The sequence below is a fragment of the Pseudomonas sp. LTJR-52 genome (assembly GCF_003691465.1).
Taxonomy (GTDB): domain Bacteria; phylum Pseudomonadota; class Gammaproteobacteria; order Pseudomonadales; family Pseudomonadaceae; genus Chryseomonas; species Chryseomonas luteola.
This window is the reverse complement of the sequence record NZ_CP033105.1, coordinates 3604657-3624455: the sequence shown is the minus strand read 5'-3', so window position 1 is coordinate 3624455 and position 19799 is coordinate 3604657. Positions and strand designations below refer to the sequence as shown.

23 protein-coding genes are annotated in these 19799 nt (G+C 53.8%); 14 read left to right on the top strand and 9 right to left on the bottom strand.

Annotation, left to right across the window (positions count from 1 at the left end; genetic code table 11):
* The 7 genes from ptsN to EAW52_RS16950 all read right to left on the bottom strand — a co-directional run bounded on the left by ptsN (window position 1) and on the right by EAW52_RS16950 (window position 5467).
* Entirely contained in the window at window positions 1-465 is a 465-nt protein-coding gene (gene ptsN, locus EAW52_RS16980; RefSeq protein ID WP_010797282.1) for a PTS IIA-like nitrogen regulatory protein PtsN, read from the bottom strand.
* 16 nt (window positions 466-481) lie between these two features.
* Window positions 482-790 carry a ribosome hibernation-promoting factor, HPF/YfiA family gene (gene hpf / locus EAW52_RS16975; protein ID WP_010797283.1) on the bottom strand — a complete coding sequence of 103 codons (309 nt, stop codon included), beginning with the start codon at window positions 788-790 and terminating at the stop codon, window positions 482-484.
* Window positions 791-913: 123 nt separating this feature from the next.
* The gene (locus EAW52_RS16970; RefSeq protein WP_074827893.1) at window positions 914-2410 is read right to left on the bottom strand and encodes an RNA polymerase factor sigma-54; all 1497 of its coding nucleotides are present in this window, start codon (window positions 2408-2410) and stop codon (window positions 914-916) included.
* A gap of 107 nt (window positions 2411-2517) precedes the next feature.
* Window positions 2518-3246 (bottom strand): LPS export ABC transporter ATP-binding protein, encoded by a 729-nt coding sequence (gene lptB, locus EAW52_RS16965; RefSeq protein ID WP_122043320.1) that lies wholly within the window; start codon window positions 3244-3246, stop codon window positions 2518-2520.
* Complete coding sequence (lptA, locus tag EAW52_RS16960; RefSeq protein ID WP_122043319.1) at window positions 3243-3788, bottom strand: lipopolysaccharide transport periplasmic protein LptA; 546 nt, start codon at window positions 3786-3788, stop codon at window positions 3243-3245. Before lptA ends, lptB begins: the two co-directional genes overlap by 4 nt.
* Window positions 3775-4347, bottom strand: a complete 573-nt coding sequence (gene lptC, locus EAW52_RS16955; protein WP_010797287.1) for an LPS export ABC transporter periplasmic protein LptC — start codon at window positions 4345-4347, stop codon at window positions 3775-3777. The genes lptA and lptC overlap by 14 nt, the downstream gene beginning before the upstream one ends.
* A 145-nt stretch (window positions 4348-4492) precedes the next feature.
* Window positions 4493-5467 (bottom strand): KpsF/GutQ family sugar-phosphate isomerase, encoded by a 975-nt coding sequence (locus tag EAW52_RS16950; RefSeq protein WP_122043318.1) that lies wholly within the window; start codon window positions 5465-5467, stop codon window positions 4493-4495.
* Between the two features lie 210 nt (window positions 5468-5677).
* Here EAW52_RS16950 and EAW52_RS16945 point away from each other — a divergent pair, with 210 nt between their 5' ends.
* The 10 genes from EAW52_RS16945 to hisC all read left to right on the top strand — a co-directional run bounded on the left by EAW52_RS16945 (window position 5678) and on the right by hisC (window position 13491).
* A complete protein-coding gene (locus tag EAW52_RS16945) occupies window positions 5678-6487 on the top strand; it encodes an ATP-binding cassette domain-containing protein (RefSeq protein ID WP_122043317.1) in 810 nt (269 codons plus the stop codon).
* Entirely contained in the window at window positions 6487-7281 is a 795-nt protein-coding gene (gene mlaE / locus EAW52_RS16940) for a lipid asymmetry maintenance ABC transporter permease subunit MlaE (protein WP_122043316.1), read from the top strand. The genes EAW52_RS16945 and mlaE overlap by 1 nt, the downstream gene beginning before the upstream one ends.
* Window positions 7281-7757 carry an outer membrane lipid asymmetry maintenance protein MlaD gene (gene mlaD, locus EAW52_RS16935; protein WP_019365671.1) on the top strand — a complete coding sequence of 159 codons (477 nt, stop codon included), beginning with the start codon at window positions 7281-7283 and terminating at the stop codon, window positions 7755-7757. The genes mlaE and mlaD overlap by 1 nt, the downstream gene beginning before the upstream one ends.
* Window positions 7758-7769: 12 nt before the next feature.
* A complete protein-coding gene (locus tag EAW52_RS16930; protein ID WP_122043315.1) occupies window positions 7770-8417 on the top strand; it encodes a phospholipid-binding protein MlaC in 648 nt (215 codons plus the stop codon).
* Entirely contained in the window at window positions 8414-8725 is a 312-nt protein-coding gene (locus EAW52_RS16925; RefSeq protein ID WP_122043314.1) for a lipid asymmetry maintenance protein MlaB, read from the top strand. The genes EAW52_RS16930 and EAW52_RS16925 overlap by 4 nt, the downstream gene beginning before the upstream one ends.
* A gap of 97 nt (window positions 8726-8822) precedes the next feature.
* Window positions 8823-9062 (top strand): BolA family protein, encoded by a 240-nt coding sequence (locus EAW52_RS16920; RefSeq protein WP_122043313.1) that lies wholly within the window; start codon window positions 8823-8825, stop codon window positions 9060-9062.
* Between the two features lie 22 nt (window positions 9063-9084).
* Entirely contained in the window at window positions 9085-10350 is a 1266-nt protein-coding gene (gene murA / locus EAW52_RS16915; protein WP_010797295.1) for a UDP-N-acetylglucosamine 1-carboxyvinyltransferase, read from the top strand.
* Between the two features lie 6 nt (window positions 10351-10356).
* Window positions 10357-10992 (top strand): ATP phosphoribosyltransferase, encoded by a 636-nt coding sequence (hisG, locus tag EAW52_RS16910; RefSeq protein WP_122043312.1) that lies wholly within the window; start codon window positions 10357-10359, stop codon window positions 10990-10992.
* A gap of 122 nt (window positions 10993-11114) precedes the next feature.
* A complete protein-coding gene (gene hisD, locus EAW52_RS16905) occupies window positions 11115-12425 on the top strand; it encodes a histidinol dehydrogenase (protein ID WP_122043311.1) in 1311 nt (436 codons plus the stop codon).
* Between the two features lie 4 nt (window positions 12426-12429).
* On the top strand, window positions 12430-13491 hold the full coding sequence (hisC, locus tag EAW52_RS16900; protein WP_122043310.1) for a histidinol-phosphate transaminase: 1062 nt from the start codon (window positions 12430-12432) through the stop codon (window positions 13489-13491).
* A 24-nt stretch (window positions 13492-13515) separates the two neighbouring features.
* Here the strand turns inward: hisC and EAW52_RS16895 are convergent, their stop codons facing one another.
* A complete protein-coding gene (locus EAW52_RS16895; protein ID WP_019365664.1) occupies window positions 13516-14700 on the bottom strand; it encodes a S1C family serine protease in 1185 nt (394 codons plus the stop codon).
* A 124-nt stretch (window positions 14701-14824) separates the two neighbouring features.
* Here EAW52_RS16895 and EAW52_RS16890 point away from each other — a divergent pair, with 124 nt between their 5' ends.
* The 3 genes from EAW52_RS16890 to cysN all read left to right on the top strand — a co-directional run bounded on the left by EAW52_RS16890 (window position 14825) and on the right by cysN (window position 18518).
* Window positions 14825-15583 (top strand): Nif3-like dinuclear metal center hexameric protein, encoded by a 759-nt coding sequence (locus tag EAW52_RS16890; RefSeq protein WP_122043309.1) that lies wholly within the window; start codon window positions 14825-14827, stop codon window positions 15581-15583.
* 117 nt (window positions 15584-15700) lie between these two features.
* Window positions 15701-16618 carry a sulfate adenylyltransferase subunit CysD gene (gene cysD, locus EAW52_RS16885; protein ID WP_122043308.1) on the top strand — a complete coding sequence of 306 codons (918 nt, stop codon included), beginning with the start codon at window positions 15701-15703 and terminating at the stop codon, window positions 16616-16618.
* A 1-nt stretch (window position 16619) separates the two neighbouring features.
* Window positions 16620-18518: a sulfate adenylyltransferase subunit CysN gene (gene cysN / locus EAW52_RS16880; protein ID WP_122043307.1), complete on the top strand. Its 1899-nt coding sequence runs from the start codon at window positions 16620-16622 to the stop codon at window positions 18516-18518.
* Window positions 18519-18564: 46 nt separating this feature from the next.
* Here the strand turns inward: cysN and EAW52_RS16875 are convergent, their stop codons facing one another.
* Window positions 18565-18999, bottom strand: a complete 435-nt coding sequence (locus tag EAW52_RS16875; RefSeq protein ID WP_122043306.1) for a YhcB family protein — start codon at window positions 18997-18999, stop codon at window positions 18565-18567.
* A 135-nt stretch (window positions 19000-19134) separates the two neighbouring features.
* On the opposite strand from EAW52_RS16875, the gene EAW52_RS16870 reads away from it, so the two are divergent.
* A complete protein-coding gene (locus tag EAW52_RS16870; RefSeq protein ID WP_074827927.1) occupies window positions 19135-19767 on the top strand; it encodes an alpha/beta hydrolase in 633 nt (210 codons plus the stop codon).
* Window positions 19768-19799 lie beyond the last annotated feature (32 nt).

Here is a 19799-nt window from a genome sequence, read left to right as displayed (position 1 = left end):
TTAATGACCGCTTTGGGCGTCGATAACTATTTGATAGAGCCCATTGCTAGTAGTTGCATGGCGCAGTCGATCACGGATTTCAGCCTTATCCAGCATGGCTGCAATCTGGCGCAACAACTCCAGATGCTGCTCGGTAGCGGCTTCGGGTACCAGCAGGACGAAAATAAGGTCTACTGGCGCTCCGTCGAGTGAGTCGAAGTCCACCGGTGTTTGCAGGTGGCACAGCACACTAATAGGTTCCTTGGAGCCACTCAGGCGGCAATGAGGAATAGCTATTCCGTTGCCGAAACCGGTCGACCCTAACTTTTCTCGGGCCATGAGGCTTTCGAATATTGAGTGAGCGTCTTGCCCTGGCAAGTCAGTCGCAGCAATTTCAGAAATCTGCTGAAGCACGCTTTCTTTACTGACCCCTGGCACGCTCACGTGTGAGCGGCCAGGGGTCAGAATGGTTTCTAATCGAATCATAGGGTGATGTTAAGTCTCAACGGACGCCCAACCCTTGCTGCCTCTCGAGCTGTTTCTCTTTGTGTTTGATCAACTGGCGGTCGAGTTTATCGGTGAGAAGGTCGATGGCAGCGTACATGTCTTCATGTTCGGCATTTGCAACGACAGACGCACCTGCAACATGCAAGGTGGCTTCAACTTTCTGTTTCAGTTTATCGACCTGCATGATTACCTGAGCACTGGTAATGCGATCGAAGTGGCGTTCAAGTCGGGCGAGCTTTTCTCCAACGTAGCTGCGAAGGGAGTCGGTAACATCCAGTTGATGCCCACTGATGTTGACTTGCATACCGCGTTCTCCTTATTGCCGTGGTGTAACAGGCAGGCATTAGGCCTGCCGAAGAAACACTGTTGAGCGATAAGCGCCTCTTTCCCCCGCGCTCGCAGTCCGCTCGTGGCGAGCCGCCTAAGTCTAGACCAGCCTTTTCCGTTCACTCGATGGAGCAATGCCCAGCGACTCACGGTATTTGGCTACAGTCCGACGCGCGACCTGTATGCCTTGTGACTCCAGTAAACCAGCGATCTTGCTGTCGCTCAATGGCTTTTTTGCATTTTCGGCGGCAACAAGTTTTTTGATGATGGCGCGAATGGCGGTTGACGAGCATTCACCGCCCTCGGCTGTGCTTACATGACTGGAGAAGAAGTATTTCAATTCGTATATGCCACGAGGCGTGTGCATATACTTTTGGGTGGTCACACGAGAAATTGTAGACTCGTGCATGCCAACCGCCTCGGCAATATCGTGAAGTACGAGTGGCTTCATGGCTTCTTCTCCATACTCTAGAAAGCCACGCTGATGCTCGACGATTTGCGTCGCAACCTTCATCAGGGTCTCGTTACGGCTCTGCAGACTCTTGATGAACCAGCGAGCTTCCTGCAACTGGTTACGCATGAAAGTGTTATCTGCACTGCTGTCGGCACGTTTCACGAAACCGGCATATTGTGAGTTTACGCGTAGCCGCGGCACCGCCTCCTGATTCAGCTCAACCAGCCAACGGTCATTGTGTTTGCGCACGATGACATCAGGAACCACGTACTCGGCTTCACCTGATTCGATCTGGGAACCTGGTCGGGGGTGCAGGCTTTGAATCAGCTCGATTACGTCGCGTAACTCATCTTCCTTGATCTTCATGCGGCGCATGAGCTGGCTGTAATCACGGCTGCCTAGGACGTCCAGATAATCTGTGACCAAGCGCTTGGCTTCCGCCAGCCGTGGTGTTTTGCCTGGAAGCTGATTGAGTTGCAGCAGCAGGCATTCCTTGAGATTACGTGCGCCTACGCCTGCCGGTTCGAACTGTTGAACACGGCGTAAAACCACTTCGACTTCATCAATCTCTACCTCAAGCTCAGGATCTAGCGAGGCGTGTATGTCTTCGAGTGATTCTTCAAGGTAGCCATCATTATTAATGCCATCGATGATCGACATGGCGACCATGCGATCCACGTCCGACATCGGGGCCAGATTCAGTTGCCAGAGAAGATGGCTCTGCAGACTTTCTCCTGTCGATGTTCTAGAGGTGAAATCCCATTCATCGTCGTCAGAGCTCGGAAGGCTGCTCGCGCTTGTCTGATAGATATCTTCCCAGGCGGTATCGACGGGAAGCTCATTGGGGATGCGGTCACTCCATTCAGATTCGTCGGACTCAGAGGTCTCTATCGAGGGAGCCGTATCCTTGAACGTAACCTCCTGGCTACCAGGATTCGATAACTCCTCGCCATCTGCAAGCGGGTCGCTGTGATCAAAATCATCGCCTTCTTCTTGCCGCTCGAGCATGGGGTTGGATTCCAGGGCTTCCTGAATTTCCTGCTGGAGATCAAGCGTCGAAAGTTGAAGCAATCGAATGGCCTGTTGCAGCTGAGGAGTCATGGTCAGCTGCTGGCCCATCTTTAAAACTAACGATGGTTTCATGGCTGCGGGCTTAGCACCTTAATCTACAGACGCGAACTGCGCCACGGAGCCCACCAGATAATTTGGTAGGGATGAGCAAATTATATGCCTGGTTTTTACCCTTTTGCCTAGAGGCGGAATTCGTGCCCCAGATAAACTTCCTTAACCAGGTCGTTGGCCAGCACGCTTTCGGCATCGCCTTCAGCAATCAGCTGTCCGTCATTCACAATATAAGCCATCTCACAGATTGTGAGGGTTTCCCGAACATTGTGATCCGTGATCAAAACGCCAATGCCTTTGGCTTTCAAGTGGCGAATGATTTGTTTGATATCACCCACTGAAATAGGGTCGACACCGGCAAAGGGCTCATCCAGCAGAATGAACTTGGGCGCCGTGGCTAGGGCGCGAGCAATCTCGACGCGACGACGTTCCCCACCCGACAGGCTCATGCCCAGGTTGTCACGAATATGGGTGATGTGAAATTCCTGAAGCAGCGACTCGAGCGCTTGGGTGCGTCCGTTTCGGTCCAGGTCCTTGCGTGTTTCAAGGATGGCCATGATGTTGTTGGCCACGGTCAGCTTGCGGAATATCGATGCTTCCTGGGGGAGATAACCGATACCTGCCTGCGCTCTGCCGTGCATAGGCAGATTGGTGACATCCTGGTTATCGATCAGGACACGGCCATGATCGGCGTTGATCAACCCTACGATCATATAAAAGCATGTCGTCTTGCCTGCACCGTTAGGTCCGAGCAGTCCCACGATCTGGCCGCTTTCGATGGTCAGGCTGACATCCCGGACCACTTGGCGACCCTTATAGCTCTTGGCCAGATGCTGGGCTTTGAGCAGTACTGTCATTGAGCTTGCCCCGGCTGCTGGTCTTTGTTCTTGGGCTGGATGACCATGTCGATACGTGGTCTTGGCGTGGTGATCTTGTTACCGTTTGCACGGCCAGCATTCACGATCTGGCGCTGGGTGTCGTAAACGATCTTTTCGCCTTCGAACGTATTGCCTTGCTGTTCAACGCGTGCCTGGTCGATCAGAACGATTCGGTTTTCATCCGCATAGTACTGGATAGTCAGGCCGTAAGCCTTCACCGTATCTTTGTCCGCCGATGGCTTCTGCTCATAGTGAGCCGGCTTGCCAACGGCAGTGGCGACCTTGATATTGCCGTTGTTGTCCTGGGTGATGGTCACGGTGTTACCCGTGATCTTCATCGTGCCTTGCGTAATGATGACGTCGCCTCGATAAACCGCTACGTTCTGCTTGTCATCGAGTTCGGCGCTGTCGGCCTGTACCCGGATGGGCTGGTTGCGGTCAGAAGGCAGAGCCCAGGCGTTAATGCTTCCGAACGTAGCGCCCAGGGTTAAAAGAAGGGGTAGAGATTTAACGAACCTCATGCTGGCCTCTTACATTGGACAGCAGGAGCATTCTGCCGTCATTCAGGTACGCTTTCATGCCTTTTGCTGTGGTCACGCTATTAGCGGCCTCAATCTTAACGGCTTGCTCAGTCTGCGCATAATTTTTGTCAGGAAAAACAGTCATTCGCGTCGTCGTCATCACGATAGGGCGGCCCTTTTCGTCTGTACGCTCGACCCTTACATCATCGATCAACTCGGCCTGTGTACCTTTTGGCGCCACCTCGGCCCTTGCGCTGCGAACATGCCAGGGCAGGTCAGTACCGCGGTATGCCAGCATATCGGGTTTCGAAACCAGTGTGACATCGGTGGCCTGAACGTGATCAAGCCGTTCGGCTGTCATCTCATATTGTACCTTTCCATCGGCACGGTACTGGATCGTTTTGACATTTGTTGCATAGGCATCAATGGCATTATCGGTCTGGGCATTGCCTGCCGGGTCATCGATAAACCGTTGCGGCAAGAGGTTCCAGTAACCGATAGCGACCAGCGCCAGGGCAATCAGGACATAAAGTACAGGTTTACGCAGTGTACGGAACATGACAAAAGGCCTGCAAAAGCATTGTAGTCAAACGGCGGCATAAAGCACGGCAAAGGCTCTGTACCATTTGAGACGTAAAGCATTTATGAGTGCCATCACTGCCATGCACCAGCAAGGATGGGCTGTCTCTCGATGTGAGCTCCATTCACATGACGCCTGCGCGAAGCAGGTCGTGCATATTCAGTGCCCCCAGAGGGTAATCGTTTTCGTCGACCACAACCAAGGCGCTAATCTTGTGATCTTCCATGACTTTCAATGCCTCGGCTGCCAGCATTTGTGGACGTGCGGTACGACCATGCTCCGTCATGACGTGGTCTATGGTTATTGAGCGTACGTCAATTCCACGGTCAAGCGCACGCCGAAGGTCCCCATCAGTAAAAATACCTGCCAGTCGGCCATCAGGCTCCGTGACGATGGTCATGCCAAGTCCTTTTTGGGACATCTCAAGTAATGCACCGCTAAGCGAAGTGCCTCGTGGCACTTGAGGTAATTCCTTCCCGCTATGCATGACATGCTCGACCTTGAGAAGCAGGCGTCGGCCCAGAGCGCCGCCGGGGTGAGAAAAGGCAAAATCTTCAGCCGTGAAGCCTCGTGCATCGAGCAAGGCAATGGCAAGGGCATCCCCCAGAACCAGGCTGGCAGTGGTGGAGGAGGTCGGTGCAAGATTCAGCGGGCAGGCTTCCTTGGCAACGCCTGCGTCCAGGTTGACAGTGGCTGCCTGAGCCAGAGGTGACAGGGGATTGCCTGTCATACTGATCAACGTGATTCCCAGTCGCTTAATAAGTGGCAAGAGCGTCACTATTTCAGGGGTAGAGCCGGAGTTGGACAGGGCCAGCACAATGTCCGCCTGGGTAATCATCCCCATGTCGCCATGGCTTGCCTCGGCGGGATGGACGAAAAACGCGGGTGTGCCTGTGCTTGCCAGCGTGGCCGCAATTTTGTTGCCGATATGTCCGGACTTTCCCATGCCCAGTACAACGATGCGGCCCTTGCAGTCCAGCATCAGTTCACAGGCTTTGACAAAGCGATCATCTATACGCCCACGCAATGCGTTCACGGCTTCCACTTCATAGCTGATGGTACGATTTGCGGATTCGATGAAATTTGCAGCGTGGGTCATTTGTCTACCAGTTTGCTGGGCAGCAGATTGATTGAAAACGCAGAATTATAACGACAATCAATCCCCCCTCCTATGAAAACGATTGAATTATGTTCATGTTGGGGAGGTAGCGCTGAAATGTTATGCTATGTCCTTGTCGAATAGGCCCTTAAAAGTGCCTTGGATGCCATTCGATGCGTCTGCCAGGAGGGCTGTAAGCTAGGAGTTTAGATGAACACCGATAGCGAGTATGCGGTCGAGCTTAAAGGCGTTACCTTCAAGCGAGGCGAGCGTACCATCTACGAGAATGTTGATATCCGCATCCCGCGTGGCAAGGTGACCGGTATTATGGGACCTTCAGGGAGCGGCAAGACAACGCTGCTACGCTTGATTGCAGCCCAGTTGCGCCCTGAAAAGGGTGAGGTATGGGTTAACAATCTCAATCTTCCCACGCTGTCACGAAGTGACCTGTTCAATGTGCGTAAGCAGATGGGCGTTCTGTTTCAGAGCGGTGCACTGTTTACAGACCTTGATGTTTTCGAAAACGTGGCCTTTCCTCTCAGGGTCCATACCAAGCTGCCTGAGGAGATGATCCGGGATATCGTCCTGATGAAACTTCAGGCGGTCGGTCTGCGGGGCGCTATCGAGCTGATGCCCGATGAGCTGTCCGGAGGCATGAAGCGCCGAGTGGCTCTGGCTCGGGCGATTGCACTGGATCCTCAGATCCTAATGTATGACGAGCCTTTCGTGGGACAGGATCCCATCGCCATGGGCGTGCTGGTGCGCCTGATTCGTCTGCTCAACGATGCGCTGGGGTTGACTAGTATCGTTGTGTCACATGATCTGGCCGAGACGGCGAGTATCGCTGACTATCTTTATATTGTCGGGGATACACAGGTGCTGGGTCAGGGAACCCCCGCAGAGCTCAAGGAGTCGTCTGATCCACGAGTGCTTCAGTTCATAAAAGGTACCCCGGATGGCCCGGTACCGTTTCATTTCGCAGCGCCTAACTATAGCGAAGATCTTTTGGGGAGACGCTAATGCGTCACATTTCATTGCTTGAGCGCATCCGCTTATTGGGGCGCACAGGCCTGGATGTATTGGCTGCAGCTGGTCGTTCTGTTCTTTTGCTACTGCAATCATTGTTTGGTCACTCCGGTGCAGGCAAGGGTGGACAGTTGCTGATCAAGCAGCTCTATTCGGTGGGGGTTTTATCGCTACCCATCATCCTGGTTTCCGGTCTTTTCATCGGTATGGTTATAGCACTTCAGGGCTATAACATTCTGGTTACCTATGGTTCGGAACAGGCGGTTGGGCAGATGGTGGCTCTTACCCTGTTGAGAGAGTTGGGTCCTGTAGTTAGTGCGCTTCTGTTCGCAGGTCGCGCAGGTTCTGCATTAACGGCTGAAATTGGCAATATGAAGTCGACAGAGCAGTTGTCCAGCCTCGAAATGATCGGTGTTGATCCGCTCAAATATATAGTGGCTCCGCGCTTGTGGGCGGGCTTTATTTCCTTGCCTCTGCTCTCAGCCATCTTCAGCGTTGTGGGTATCTGGGGTGGTGCAATGGTTGCGGTTGACTGGCTCGGCGTCTATGACGGCTCGTTCTGGAGCAACATGCAGAACAGCGTCCAGATGGCGGATGTCATCAACGGCATGATTAAAAGCCTTGTCTTTGCCTTTGTGGTGACCTGGATCGCCGTGTTCCAGGGGTACGACTGCGACGCCACTTCCGAAGGGATCAGCCGCGCGACGACCCGAACAGTTGTCTATGCCTCTCTGGCAGTGCTGGGTCTCGATTTTCTTTTGACTGCTTTGATGTTTGGAGATATCTGATGCAAACCCGCACCCAGGAAATTGGTGTCGGCCTGTTTCTGCTCGCTGGCTTGCTGGCTCTCTTGCTGTTGGCTTTGCGAGTGAGTGGCTTGAGCGTTGGCGAGCACAATGACACCTATAAAGCGTATGCCTATTTCGACAATATCGCCGGTCTGACCGTACGTGCAAAAGTTACAATGTCAGGCGTCACGATTGGCCGAGTCACCGCAATCGATCTGGATCGTGATAGCTACCGTGGTCGAGTGACCATGCAGATCGACCAGCAGGTCGATAACATTCCGGTCGACTCTACCGCCTCCATCCTGACAGCAGGTCTGTTGGGTGAAAAATATATTGGTATTAGCGTGGGAGGGGATGAGGAGGTTGTCAAAGATGGCGGAACTATTCGTGATACCCAGTCGTCGCTGGTATTGGAAGATCTGATCGGCAAATTCCTGCTCAACACCGTCAACAAAGATTCGTCTGGCGATAAGTAAGAAGGACACGACATGCTCAAATTATTGCGAAACAGCGTTCTGGCCTTGCTGGCCGTAGTGCCATTGCTGGCCTCTGCAGCGCCTTCGGCTCACGATGTCATTCAACAGACTACAGATAAGTTGCTGTCTGATCTGCAAACTAATAAGGAAACATACCGGAGCAATCCAGATGCTTTCTATAACTCTTTGAACGAGATCCTTGGTCCGGTCGTTGATGCCGAAGGTATTTCCCGCAGCATCATGACCGTAAGGTACAGTCGTCAGGCATCGCCTGAGCAAATGGCTCGCTTCCAGGAGAACTTTAAGCGAAGCCTGATGCAGTTCTATGGCAACGCACTGTTGGAGTACAATAATCAGGGTATCAAGGTTCTGCCGGCAACTGACAATGATCCCGAACGTACTAGCGTAGGCATGGAAGTGCGCGATAGTCGCGGAACTGTCTATCCGGTCTCCTATACCATGGTAAATATCAATGGCAGTTGGAGAGTGCGTAACGTAATCATCAACGGCATTAATATTGGTAAGCTGTTCCGTGATCAGTTTGCCCAATCTATGCAGGCTAATGGCAATAACCTGGACAAAGTTATCGATAGCTGGGCCAATACTGTGGCGCGTGCCAAAAATTCTCCTGAAGCTCAAAAGGCCCAGGCTGACTCATGAGTACGCAGGCACATCTAGCAGAGAAAGTGCCGGGCGTCATGACGCTGTCTGGTCTTCTTGATCATCAGACGACGGTAGCGCTGCGTCAGGAAGGGCAGCGCTATATACAGCAGAGCAGTACCGATGTGATCGTAATCGACTGTGCTGGTGTCGAGCGCTCCAACAGCGCAGGGCTTTCCTTGTTGCTGTCCTTTCAACGTGATGTGTTGCAGGCTGGCAAAAAACTTGAGGTTTGGAATTTGCCTGCAGATATGAAGCAGATCGCAAGTGTGTCCGGTTTGCTGGACATTCTTCCTCTCTCTCGTTGAATATCCCATCGCCCTCTGTCTGCAACCTTGGGGTTCGCAGTTGGAGGGCTTTTTTGTATTATGTCTGGCTGCGGAATAGGCTGTCAGGAGGTTGAACATGCAGGCTGAAGAAGTTAAACGCTTATTGGAAGCGCAACTGCTGGAAACTCAGGTTGAGGTAGAAGGCGAGGGCTGCAACTTCCAATTGAACCTGATTGGCGATGAATTGGCTGCTATGAGTCCAGTAAAGCGCCAGCAGCAAGTCTATTCCCATCTCAATGCATTGATCGCTGATGGCAGTATCCATGCAGTCACTATGAAATTCTATACGCGCGCCGCTTGGGCTGAACGAGCTTGAGTTCGGCGCCGCCGAGATACCTATGGATAAATTGATTATTACCGGTGGCGCCAGCCTAAACGGAGAGATCCGTATTTCAGGCGCAAAAAACTCTGCCCTGCCGATCCTGGCTGCCACCTTGCTTGCGGATACGCCTGTAACTGTTTGCAATCTGCCGCATCTGCATGACATCACTACCATGATCGAATTGTTCGGTCGTATGGGGGTGCAGCCGGTTATCGACGAAAAGCTCAACGTTGAAGTAAATGCTTCGACTATCAAGACGCTTGTAGCGCCCTATGAGCTGGTCAAGACCATGCGCGCCTCTATTCTGGTGCTGGGTCCGATGCTGGCTCGTTTCGGTGAAGCTGAAGTCGCATTGCCCGGCGGATGTGCCATTGGCTCGCGTCCGGTCGATTTGCACCTGCGCGGCCTTGAGGCGATGGGTGCCCAGATTGAAGTCGAGGCAGGCTATATCAAAGCCAAGGCTCCAGCGGGCGGCCTGCGTGGCGCACATTACTTCTTTGATACCGTCAGTGTAACCGGTACTGAAAACGTTTTGATGGCGGCAACGCTGGCCAAAGGACGTAGCGTCATCCAGAATGCTGCACGTGAGCCGGAAGTCGTGGATCTGGCCAATTGTCTGATCGCCATGGGAGCCCATATTGAAGGTGCCGGTACCGATACTATTACGGTAGAAGGTGTCGAGCGTCTGGGTGGCGCCCGTTATTCCGTACTGCCCGACCGTATCGAGACGGGTAGTTATCTGGTTGCGGCGGCGGCTACCCGTGGTCGCGTCAAGCTCAAGGATACTGATCCTTCCATTCTCGAAGCCGTTCTGCTCAAGCTGGAAGAGGCAGGTGCCCACGTTTCCACTGGATCCAACTGGATCGAGCTGGACATGAAAGGGAATCGACCCAAGGCAGTCAATGTGCGTACTGCACCGTACCCTGCATTCCCAACAGATATGCAGGCGCAGTTCATCTCCATGAACGCTGTGGCAGAAGGCACAGGAACGGTAGTTGAAACGATCTTTGAAAACCGCTTCATGCACGTCTATGAAATGACTCGCATGGGCGCTCAGATCGCTGTGGAAGGTAATGCTGCCATCGTAACCGGCATTCCTCACCTGAAGGCTGCCCCCGTAATGGCTACTGACTTGCGTGCATCGGCCAGCCTGGTAATCGCTGCGCTGGTAGCGGAAGGCGATACCCTGATCGACCGCATCTACCATATCGATCGGGGTTATGAGTGCATCGAGGAAAAGCTACAACTTCTGGGTGCTAAAATTCGCCGTGTTCCGGGTTAAGGGCTCATGCTGACTATCGCGCTTTCAAAAGGCCGAATCCTGAACGATACGCTGCCGCTTCTTGCGGCGGCGGGTATCGTCCCAACTGAAGACCCCGATAAAAGCCGCAAGCTGATCATCCCCACAAGTCTGGATGATGTGCGTTTGTTGATCGTACGTGCGACCGACGTGCCGACCTACGTTGAGCAAGGCGCAGCTGACTTGGGTGTTGCGGGAAAGGATGTGCTTATGGAGCACTCTGGCCAAGGACTCTACGAGCCGCTGGATCTGCAGATCGCCAAATGCCGGCTGATGACAGCGGGTGCAGTAAATGCTCCAGAGCCACGTGGCCGCCTCAAGGTAGCGACCAAGTTTGTCAATATCGCCAAACGTTACTATGCCGAGCAGGGACGTCAGGTCGATATCATCAAGCTCTATGGCTCCATGGAGCTTGCACCGCTAGTAGGGCTGGCTGACAAGATCATTGACGTGGTCGATACAGGTAACACCTTGCGCGCCAATGGGCTTGAGCCACAGGAGCTGATTGCCTATGTTAGCTCTCGATTGATCATCAACAAGGCTTCGATGAAGATGCAGCACGCGCGTATCCAGGCGCTGATCGATGTGCTGCGTGCTACGGTCGAAGAGCGACACCAGGCCTGACCTTTCGCACGGCTGATGCCGTGCCTGCCTATCCGTGTCATAGCCAATTTTCTCAGGTACCCGCACGGCAGGGCTGATACTCTAGCGGTGCCTGAGACTAGCCATTGATAAGAGGCTTCGCTATGACCGCACCGATTACGCTTCGCCGACTCGACGCTGCCGATCCTGATTTCGCGCGTCATCTGGATCATCTGCTGAGCTGGGAAAGTGTTTCTGACACTGGCGTCAATCAGCGAGTCCTGGAGATTATCGAGGCTGTTCGCACCCGAGGGGATGAAGCTCTGGTGGAGTTCACACAGCGCTTCGATGGCGTCCAGGCTAGCTCAATGGCTGATCTGATTCTGCCTCGCGAAAGACTTGAGTTGGCTCTTACGCGCATTACCTATGAGCAGCGAAATGCTCTTGAGCATGCAGCAGATCGTGTTCGCAGCTATCACGAAAAGCAAAAGCAGGACTCCTGGCGTTATACGGAAGCGGATGGCACCGTTCTTGGGCAGCAAGTGACGCCGCTTGATCGGGCTGGGTTATATGTACCTGGCGGCAAGGCTTCCTATCCCTCTTCGGTGTTGATGAATGCTATTCCTGCCAAGGTTGCCGGTGTTGCTGAAGTTGTAATGGTCGTGCCAACGCCTCGCGGTGAAATCAACGAGCTGGTGCTCGCTGCCGCGTGCATTGCAGGCGTGGACCGTGTTTTTACTGTGGGTGGTGCGCAAGCAGTAGCGGCACTGGCTTACGGTACGCAAAGCGTCCCTCGTGTGGACAAGATTGTAGGGCCAGGCAATATCTATGTTGCAACGGCCAAGCGTCATGTCTTCGGACAGGTGGGTATCGACATGATTGCCGGGCCCTCCGAGATTCTAGTGGTCTGTGATGGCCAGACTGATCCAGACTGGATCGCCATGGATCTGTTTTCTCAGGCTGAGCATGATGAAGATGCCCAGTCGATACTTGTCAGCCCTGATGCCGAGTTTCTGGACAGGGTTGCTGAAAGTATCGCTCGTCTTCTGCCTACAATGGAGCGTGCTGAAATCATCCGAACGTCCTTGGAAGGACGAGGTGCTCTGATTCATGTTGCCGATCAGGCTCGGGCCTGCGAGGTCGTCAATCGCATTGCGCCTGAGCATTTGGAGCTCTCTGTAGCTGATCCTGAAGCCTGGTTGCCGGGCATTCGCCACGCGGGCGCGATCTTCATGGGGCGTTATACCGCCGAGGCACTGGGGGATTATTGTGCAGGGCCCAACCATGTTCTACCCACGTCCGGCACTGCACGTTTCTCTTCTCCTTTGGGCGTGTATGACTTCCAGAAGCGCTCGTCCTTGATCTTTTGTTCCGCGGATGGCGCTTCAGTGCTAGGGCGTACCGCCTCGGTGCTTGCGCGTGGGGAGTCTCTGACAGCTCATGCGCGCAGCGCTGAATACCGGATCAAGGAGTGATGTCATGAGTCGATTCTGGAGCCCCTTTGTCGAGAAGCTGGTGCCGTATGTACCTGGCGAGCAGCCCAGGATTACCAATCTGGTAAAGCTCAACACCAACGAAAATCCTTACGGTCCTTCGCCCAAGGTTATTGATGCGATACGGGCTGAGCTAGGCGAGGGCTTACGGCTGTACCCTGATCCCAATGGGGATCGGTTGAAGCAGGCGGTAGCTGATTATTATTCGATCAAACCGGAGCAGGTATTTGTAGGCAATGGTTCGGATGAAGTGCTTGCCCATATCTTTTATGGTCTGTTTCAGCACGAGGCACCTCTACTGTTCCCGGATATTTCCTACAGCTTCTACCCGGTGTACTGTGGGTTGTATGAAATTCCATTCGAAGCGTTGCCATTGGATGAGCACTATCAGATCAGTCTGGGCGACTATATCCGGCCTAACGCCGGTATTATTTTCCCCAATCCCAACGCGCCGACAGGGTGTCTGGTAGGGTTGGAGCACATCGAGTCGCTTCTGCAAAAGAACACGGACTCGGTTGTGGTGGTTGATGAGGCCTATGTGGATTTTGGTGGCGAGACTGCTATTTCACTGGTGGGTCGTTATCCAAATCTGCTAGTGACTCAAACGCTCTCCAAGTCTCGCTCTCTGGCAGGCTTGAGGGTTGGGCTGGCAGTAGGTCATCCCGATCTCATCGAAGCATTGGAGCGGGTCAAGAACAGTTTCAATTCATACCCGCTTGATCGATTGGCGCTGGCAGGCGCCGTCGCAGCGTTTGAAGACAGGGATTATTTCAGTCAAACGTGCGGAGCAGTGATTGAAAGCCGAACGGTGCTGGTAGCCGAATTGGAAGCGCTGGGTTTCCATGTGCTGCCCTCTGCTGCAAATTTCGTGTTCGCTCAGCACCCTTCGTATGAGGGGGCTGAATTGGCGGCTGCACTGCGTGAAAGACGCGTCATTGTGCGTCATTTCAATAAGCCTCGAATCGATAAGTTCTTGCGTGTCACTATTGGTACGCCAGAACAAAATGCTGTTTTGATCGAGGCGTTGAAGGACTACGGACTCGCCTGATGGAAGAAGAAACGGCGCCTATGGCTATGGGGCGCCGTTTTTTTGTGTTGACTCATCAGAAGAGGGCTCGGATGACGTGCTGGTATCAATAGGTGGCCTTAAACCTATGATTCCGGTCAGTTTAAGCGGCTTTCCATTGCGAAGCACTTCTATCGAGATCTTGTCTCCGGGTCTGCTGCGTGCGACCTGATTCATGGACTGGCGACCATCGATCGCAGGTTCGTTGTCCAGCTTAAGCAGAATGTCGCCTGGCTGCAGGCCGGCACGTTGTGCCGGACCGTTGGGGTAAACCCCAGAAACGACAATGCCGTCCTGATTAGGCAGGTTGAACGAGGCGGCAAGCTCTGGAGAAATACGTTCTACCTCAACTCCTAGCCAGCCGCGGATTACCTGGCCGTGGGCAATGATTGATTGCATGACGTCCATGGCCAGCTTGATGGGAATGGCGAAGCCGATACCCTGCGAGCCACCGGATAAAATCGCTGTGTTGATACCAATCAGATTGCCGTTGGCATCTACCAGTGCCCCACCAGAGTTACCCAGGTTGATGGCTGCATCTGTCTGGATGAAATCCTCATAGGTATTTAGCCCCAGCTGGTTACGACCTGTGGCACTGATAATGCCCATGGTCACCGTCTGACCTACGCCGAACGGGTTGCCAATAGCCAGTGCCACATCCCCGATGCGAATGGCTTCCGAATGGCCGATGGAAATGGCCGGAAGACTATCCAGATCAATCTTGAGAACAGCCAGATCTGTATCGGGATCGCTTCCTATCAGATGCGCCACTGTCTGCCGGCCATCCTGCAACGCCACGACAATGGTATCGGCGTCAGAGGTGACATGGTTGTTGGTCAGCAGATAGCCTTCATGGCTCATGATCACTGCCGAACCCAGGCTCAGCTCTTCGTTACTCTTCGGTGGATTCTTATCAAAGTAGGGTTTGAATAAGGGGTCATCCTGAATTGGCGCGCTGGGCTTCTTGGGATGCTTGGTCGAACGTAGTGAAACTACGGCCGGAGCTGCCTTGCTGGCGGCATCAGCATAAGAGACCGGGCCTTGAGTGCGAGGGGAGGTCTCAGTCGTCTGCTCGAAGTGTACCTGCTGCTTGGGCAAGCCTACCCATTCAGGAAATCGAATGACTACCACCGCTGCCAGCAGGATGCCTACCACGATGGGCCAGCCGTAGGAGCGCAAGGCCTTTAACATTATTACCAATCCTTGTTGCGAGGCCTGTGTACGGCCGATAAGGTGCGGCCATTATACGGAGCTGCCTTTGTCTATAAAGACATGCGAACCGATTGGTAGAGCCTGTTTAATGGAGAATATAACCATGACCATAGCCTTGACGACACTGCTGGATGAGGCGAACCGCTATCTTGATGCTGCTGCAATCAAGGATTACTGCCCCAATGGCCTGCAAGTGGAAGGTCGCGCTACGGTGGGTCGTATCGTTAGCGGTGTGACCGCAAGCCAGGCGTTGTTGGATGCCGCGATAGAGGCAGGGGCCGACATGGTGCTTGTGCACCACGGCTACTTCTGGAAAAGTGAGGATCCGCGTGTCATCGGAATGAAGCAGCGTCGACTCAAGACCTTGATCATTAATGACGTGAGCCTGGTGGCTTATCACCTGCCGCTCGATTTGCATCCTGTGGTGGGTAATAACGTTCAGCTGGCCGAGCGCTTGGGTATCACGGTTGAGGGAGGGATCGAGCCAGGTAATCCACGCTCTATCGTTTTGCAAGGGACACTAAGTGAACCGCGTACCGCTGCCGAGTTTGCAGCTCATATCAAGCATGTTCTAGGGCGCGAACCTCTCGTAATCGAGGGTGATCGCCCCATCAAGCGGATCGCCTGGTGTACAGGGGGAGCCCAGGGTTATATCGATCAGGCTATCGCCGCTGGTGTTGATGCCTATCTTACAGGTGAAGTATCGGAGCAGACCGTTCACAGTGCGCGTGAAAATGGCATCAGTTTTTTTGCGGCTGGCCATCATGCGACCGAGCGTTACGGCGTTCAGGCTTTGGGAGAGTATCTTGCAGGACGTTTTGGCATAGAGCATGTCTTCATCGACAGTTCGAATCCGGCTTGAATATATATATAGAACATTTGGTTCTAAGCAGGCTCCTGAATAGAAGAGTTATGCTGTGGTATCGTGAGTGTTCGTCCACGGCCCGCTGGCCGTCCCTCCGCAATTCCGTGAGTAGCCATGCTCGATAAACTGACTCATTTGAAACAGCTCGAGGCGGAAAGCATCCACATCATTCGTGAGGTGGCCGCCGAATTCGACAACCCTGTGATGCTGTATTCCATCGGTAAAGATTCCGCGGTAATGCTGCATCTGGCGCGTAAAGCCTTTTTTCCCGGCAAGTTGCCGTTTCCTGTTCTGCACGTCGATACAGGCTGGAAATTCAAAGCCATGTACGAGTTTCGTGATCGCATGGTTAAGGAAATGGGGCTGGATCTTCTGATTCACCAAAACCCAGAAGGCATCGCTCAGGGAATCAATCCCTTTACACATGGTAGCGCCAAGCATACCGATGTGATGAAGACTCAAGGCCTCAAACAGGCACTGGACAAATACGGCTTCGATGCTGCCTTTGGCGGCGCCCGTCGCGATGAAGAAAAGTCTCGTGCCAAGGAGCGCGTCTATTCGTTCCGTGACACTAAACACCGCTGGGATCCAAAGAACCAGCGCCCGGAGTTGTGGAACATCTACAACGGCAACATCAATAAGGGCGAATCGATTCGGGTCTTCCCACTTTCGAACTGGACCGAGCTGGATATCTGGCAATACATCTATCTGGAAAGTATCCCGATCGTTCCGCTGTACTTTGCGGCAGAGCGGGACGTCATCGAGAAGAATGGCACGCTCATCATGATTGACGACGAGCGTATTCTCGAACACCTTTCCGACGAGGAAAAAGCACGTATTCAGAAGCAGCAGGTCCGCTTCCGTACCCTGGGTTGCTATCCACTTACCGGGGCGGTCGAGTCTTCTGCGGCTACGCTACCCGATATCATTCAGGAAATGCTGCTGACTCGGACCTCCGAGCGTCAGGGTCGAGTCATTGACCATGATGCGGCGGGGTCAATGGAAGAGAAGAAACGTCAGGGGTATTTCTAATATGTCGCATCAATCCGAACTGATTAGTCAGGACATCCTGGCATACCTGGCCCAGCACGAGCGCAAGGAGCTACTTCGCTTCCTGACGTGCGGCAACGTAGATGATGGCAAGAGCACCCTGATCGGTCGCCTGCTGCATGATTCCAAGATGATCTATGAAGATCATCTTGAGGCAATTACTCGCGACTCCAAGAAAGTCGGTACCACAGGCGAGGAAGTGGATCTGGCGCTGCTGGTGGATGGCTTGCAGGCCGAGCGTGAGCAGGGCATCACTATTGATGTGGCGTATCGTTATTTTTCTACGGCCAAGCGCAAGTTCATCATCGCCGATACCCCTGGTCATGAGCAGTACACTCGCAATATGGCGACCGGTGCGTCCACCTGTGACCTTGCGATCATCCTGATCGACGCACGTTACGGTGTGCAAACCCAGACACGTCGCCACAGTTTTATTGCATCGCTGCTCGGCATCAAGCATGTTGTGGTTGCAGTGAACAAGATGGATCTGCTGGGCTTTGACGAAGCGGTTTTCAACCGGATCCGCGAGGACTACCTGAGCTTTGCCGAGCGCATCAATCTGGGCGCCAAGGACATTCACTTTGTCCCGATGTCAGCGCTCAAGGGCGATAACGTGGTCAATCGCAGCGAGCAAACGCCCTGGTATACCGGCAAGCCGCTGATGGAGATTCTGGAAACCGTCGAGATCGCAGCCGATCGCAATGTCACCGACATGCGCTTTCCGGTCCAGTACGTAAACCGTCCAAACCTGAACTTTCGCGGATTTGCCGGTACTCTGGCCTCTGGTGTGGTGCATAAGGGTGATGAGGTTGTTGTGCTGCCGTCAGGCAAGGGTAGCCGCGTGAAATCCATCGTCACGTTCGAAGGTGAGCTGGAGCAGGCTATTCCTGGTCAGGCCGTTACGCTGACGCTTGAAGATGAAATCGATATCTCCCGTGGAGATCTATTGGTTCATCCAGATAATCGCCCCCAAGTGGCGGACAGCTTCGAAGCCATGCTGGTTTGGATGGCTGAAGAGCCCATGCTGCCCGGCAAGAAATACGATATCAAGCGTGCAACCAGCTATGTCCCTGGCTCTCTGCCCAGCATCGTGCATACGGTTGATGTGAACACGCTGGAAAAAGGTCAGGCCAGCCAGCTCAAGCTGAACGAGATTGCGCGGGTCAAGGTCAGCCTGGATGCCCCTATCGCTCTAGACAGTTACGAGCGCAACCGTACCACGGGTGCCTTCATCGTTATCGATCGGCTTACCAATGGTACGGTCGGCGCAGGCATGATCATCGCGGATCCCAAGGTGGGCGGTACTGCCGATCAGCATGGCCATCAGCTACATGTCTCCACTGAGGAGCGCGCGGCTCGGTTCGGTCAGCAGCCTGCTACGGTGCTCTTTACAGGTCTTTCCGGCGCAGGCAAGAGCACGCTGGCGTACGCAGTCGAGCGCAAGCTGTTCGATGCCGGACGTGCGGTGTATGTACTGGATGGGCAGAACCTGCGTCATGACCTTAACAAGGGGCTTCCGCAGGATCGTGCAGGGCGCCGTGAAAATTGGCTTCGGGCGGCCCATGTGGCCCGTCAGTTCAATGAGGCCGGCCTATTGACCCTTGCCGCATTCGTAGCGCCGGACGCCGAAGGGCGTGAGCAGGCCAAGACGCTGATCGGTCCTGAGCGGGTCATTACAGTGTACGTTCAGGCCTCTCCGCAGGCATGTCGTGAACGCGATCCTCAGGGGCTGTATGCGGCTGAGGGTGACAACATCCCGGGTGAGTCCTTCCCCTACGATGTGCCGCTAAACGCCGACCTGATAATCGATACGCAAAGCCTTTCTATTGAGGAAGGAGCCAGGCAGGTAATCGCCTTGCTGCGGGCCAGAGGTCATATCTAGGTGTTAATAAAAAGCCCGGCTATTGCCGGGCTTTTTATTAATCTTTTCAACGATGATTCTTAAGGCCGTAGGCCTCATCCAGCCCGCTGTCAGTATCGCCCTTTGGCGCGTAGTCCTTGGGCGCCTCTGCAGGACCGTCCAGACGGTCGCGTGGTGATGGGTAGTTGTCATGGCTATGCAGGGCCGCTTGTAGGCGCTGGCGTGTCAACTCGTCCAGAGCCAGGCGATCCGCACCTTCGGAAAGGTGACGCTGCACATCCTGGTAATTCTGGGTGAGTTTTTTCACAAGTCCTGCCGTTGTGCTGAAGTGGCTAGTGACCTCATGTTGATAACTGTCAAAGCGCTGCTGAAGCTCGTCAAGCTGGCGTTGTACTCGGTTGGGCGCGGTGCCAGGCATCAGGCGCGCAATCAGAAAGCCGATGCCTATACCAACGAGCAGGGCAATAACAGGCATTAGCCAAATAGTCAGGGACTGGTCCACGAATCTTCCTCTCTGAACGTCTTTTGCATTACGGTAACGGCTTCTTGCTGCGCTTGTACACTGTCCCATGTTAAATAGTGAGCGCAGTCAACGAGCTAGACGAGTCGACCCGATAGGGGGTCACGGAGTTCAGGTGTGTCTACACGAGAAAATCCAGTTTCGATCGAAGGGCCTTCAGGGCCACTCGAAGCCTTGCATCTTGATCAGCCTGACGCCCGTGGCGTAGCGATCATCTGCCATCCGCATCCCCTGTTTGACGGGACTATGCACAATAAGGTCATTTCTACGCTGCAACGTACTGTAAGGGATGCAGGCTTTTCCACGCTACGTTTCAACTTTCGAGGCGTAGGACAAAGCGCTGGAAGCTACGGTGAGGGAGCAGGTGAGATTGATGATGCCTATGCGGCTGCACAGTGGTTGATAAGGCAGCACCCAGGGGTACCTTTAACCGTCATGGGGTTTTCATTCGGTGCCTGTGTGGCGGGATGCCTGGCAGGGCGTCTGGAAGGAGACGGGCAGGCATTGACTCGTCTGTTCATGCTAGCTCCTTCTGTCGAACGCTTCGATATTGAAGGTAAGCTACCGCTGCGCTGTCCTTTGACGGTCATTCAGCCCGAGGCCGATGAAGTCGTCACGCCGGAAAAGGTCTATGCCTGGTCTGAAGCGTTGCAGCAGCGCCATGAGTTGATCAAAGTCCCTGAGTGCAGCCATTTCTTTCATGGCAAACTGACCGACCTCAAAGCGCTGGTCCAGCCTCGACTGGACTGATTAAGCCGTTGCGTCCGAAGACGCCGTAATTG

What these genes read in the sequence shown, in the direction of transcription:
- hisG (WP_122043312.1), top strand. Translation starts at nt 10,357, where the DNA reads ATGCTGACTATCGCGCTTTCAAAAGGCCGAATCCTGAACGATACGCTG.
- lptB (WP_122043320.1), bottom strand. Translation starts at nt 3,246, where the DNA reads ATGACAGTACTGCTCAAAGCCCAGCATCTGGCCAAGAGCTATAAGGGT.
- EAW52_RS16920 (WP_122043313.1), top strand. Translation starts at nt 8,823, where the DNA reads ATGCAGGCTGAAGAAGTTAAACGCTTATTGGAAGCGCAACTGCTGGAA.
- hisC (WP_122043310.1), top strand. Translation starts at nt 12,430, where the DNA reads ATGAGTCGATTCTGGAGCCCCTTTGTCGAGAAGCTGGTGCCGTATGTA.
- EAW52_RS16970 (WP_074827893.1), bottom strand. Translation starts at nt 2,410, where the DNA reads ATGAAACCATCGTTAGTTTTAAAGATGGGCCAGCAGCTGACCATGACT.
- EAW52_RS16895 (WP_019365664.1), bottom strand. Translation starts at nt 14,700, where the DNA reads ATGTTAAAGGCCTTGCGCTCCTACGGCTGGCCCATCGTGGTAGGCATC.
- EAW52_RS16890 (WP_122043309.1), top strand. Translation starts at nt 14,825, where the DNA reads ATGACCATAGCCTTGACGACACTGCTGGATGAGGCGAACCGCTATCTT.
- murA (WP_010797295.1), top strand. Translation starts at nt 9,085, where the DNA reads ATGGATAAATTGATTATTACCGGTGGCGCCAGCCTAAACGGAGAGATC.
- mlaE (WP_122043316.1), top strand. Translation starts at nt 6,487, where the DNA reads ATGCGTCACATTTCATTGCTTGAGCGCATCCGCTTATTGGGGCGCACA.
- lptA (WP_122043319.1), bottom strand. Translation starts at nt 3,788, where the DNA reads ATGAGGTTCGTTAAATCTCTACCCCTTCTTTTAACCCTGGGCGCTACG.
- lptC (WP_010797287.1), bottom strand. Translation starts at nt 4,347, where the DNA reads ATGTTCCGTACACTGCGTAAACCTGTACTTTATGTCCTGATTGCCCTG.
- EAW52_RS16930 (WP_122043315.1), top strand. Translation starts at nt 7,770, where the DNA reads ATGCTCAAATTATTGCGAAACAGCGTTCTGGCCTTGCTGGCCGTAGTG.
- cysN (WP_122043307.1), top strand. Translation starts at nt 16,620, where the DNA reads ATGTCGCATCAATCCGAACTGATTAGTCAGGACATCCTGGCATACCTG.
- EAW52_RS16950 (WP_122043318.1), bottom strand. Translation starts at nt 5,467, where the DNA reads ATGACCCACGCTGCAAATTTCATCGAATCCGCAAATCGTACCATCAGC.
- cysD (WP_122043308.1), top strand. Translation starts at nt 15,701, where the DNA reads ATGCTCGATAAACTGACTCATTTGAAACAGCTCGAGGCGGAAAGCATC.
- EAW52_RS16945 (WP_122043317.1), top strand. Translation starts at nt 5,678, where the DNA reads ATGAACACCGATAGCGAGTATGCGGTCGAGCTTAAAGGCGTTACCTTC.
- ptsN (WP_010797282.1), bottom strand. Translation starts at nt 465, where the DNA reads ATGATTCGATTAGAAACCATTCTGACCCCTGGCCGCTCACACGTGAGC.
- hisD (WP_122043311.1), top strand. Translation starts at nt 11,115, where the DNA reads ATGACCGCACCGATTACGCTTCGCCGACTCGACGCTGCCGATCCTGAT.
- EAW52_RS16925 (WP_122043314.1), top strand. Translation starts at nt 8,414, where the DNA reads ATGAGTACGCAGGCACATCTAGCAGAGAAAGTGCCGGGCGTCATGACG.
- mlaD (WP_019365671.1), top strand. Translation starts at nt 7,281, where the DNA reads ATGCAAACCCGCACCCAGGAAATTGGTGTCGGCCTGTTTCTGCTCGCT.
- hpf (WP_010797283.1), bottom strand. Translation starts at nt 790, where the DNA reads ATGCAAGTCAACATCAGTGGGCATCAACTGGATGTTACCGACTCCCTT.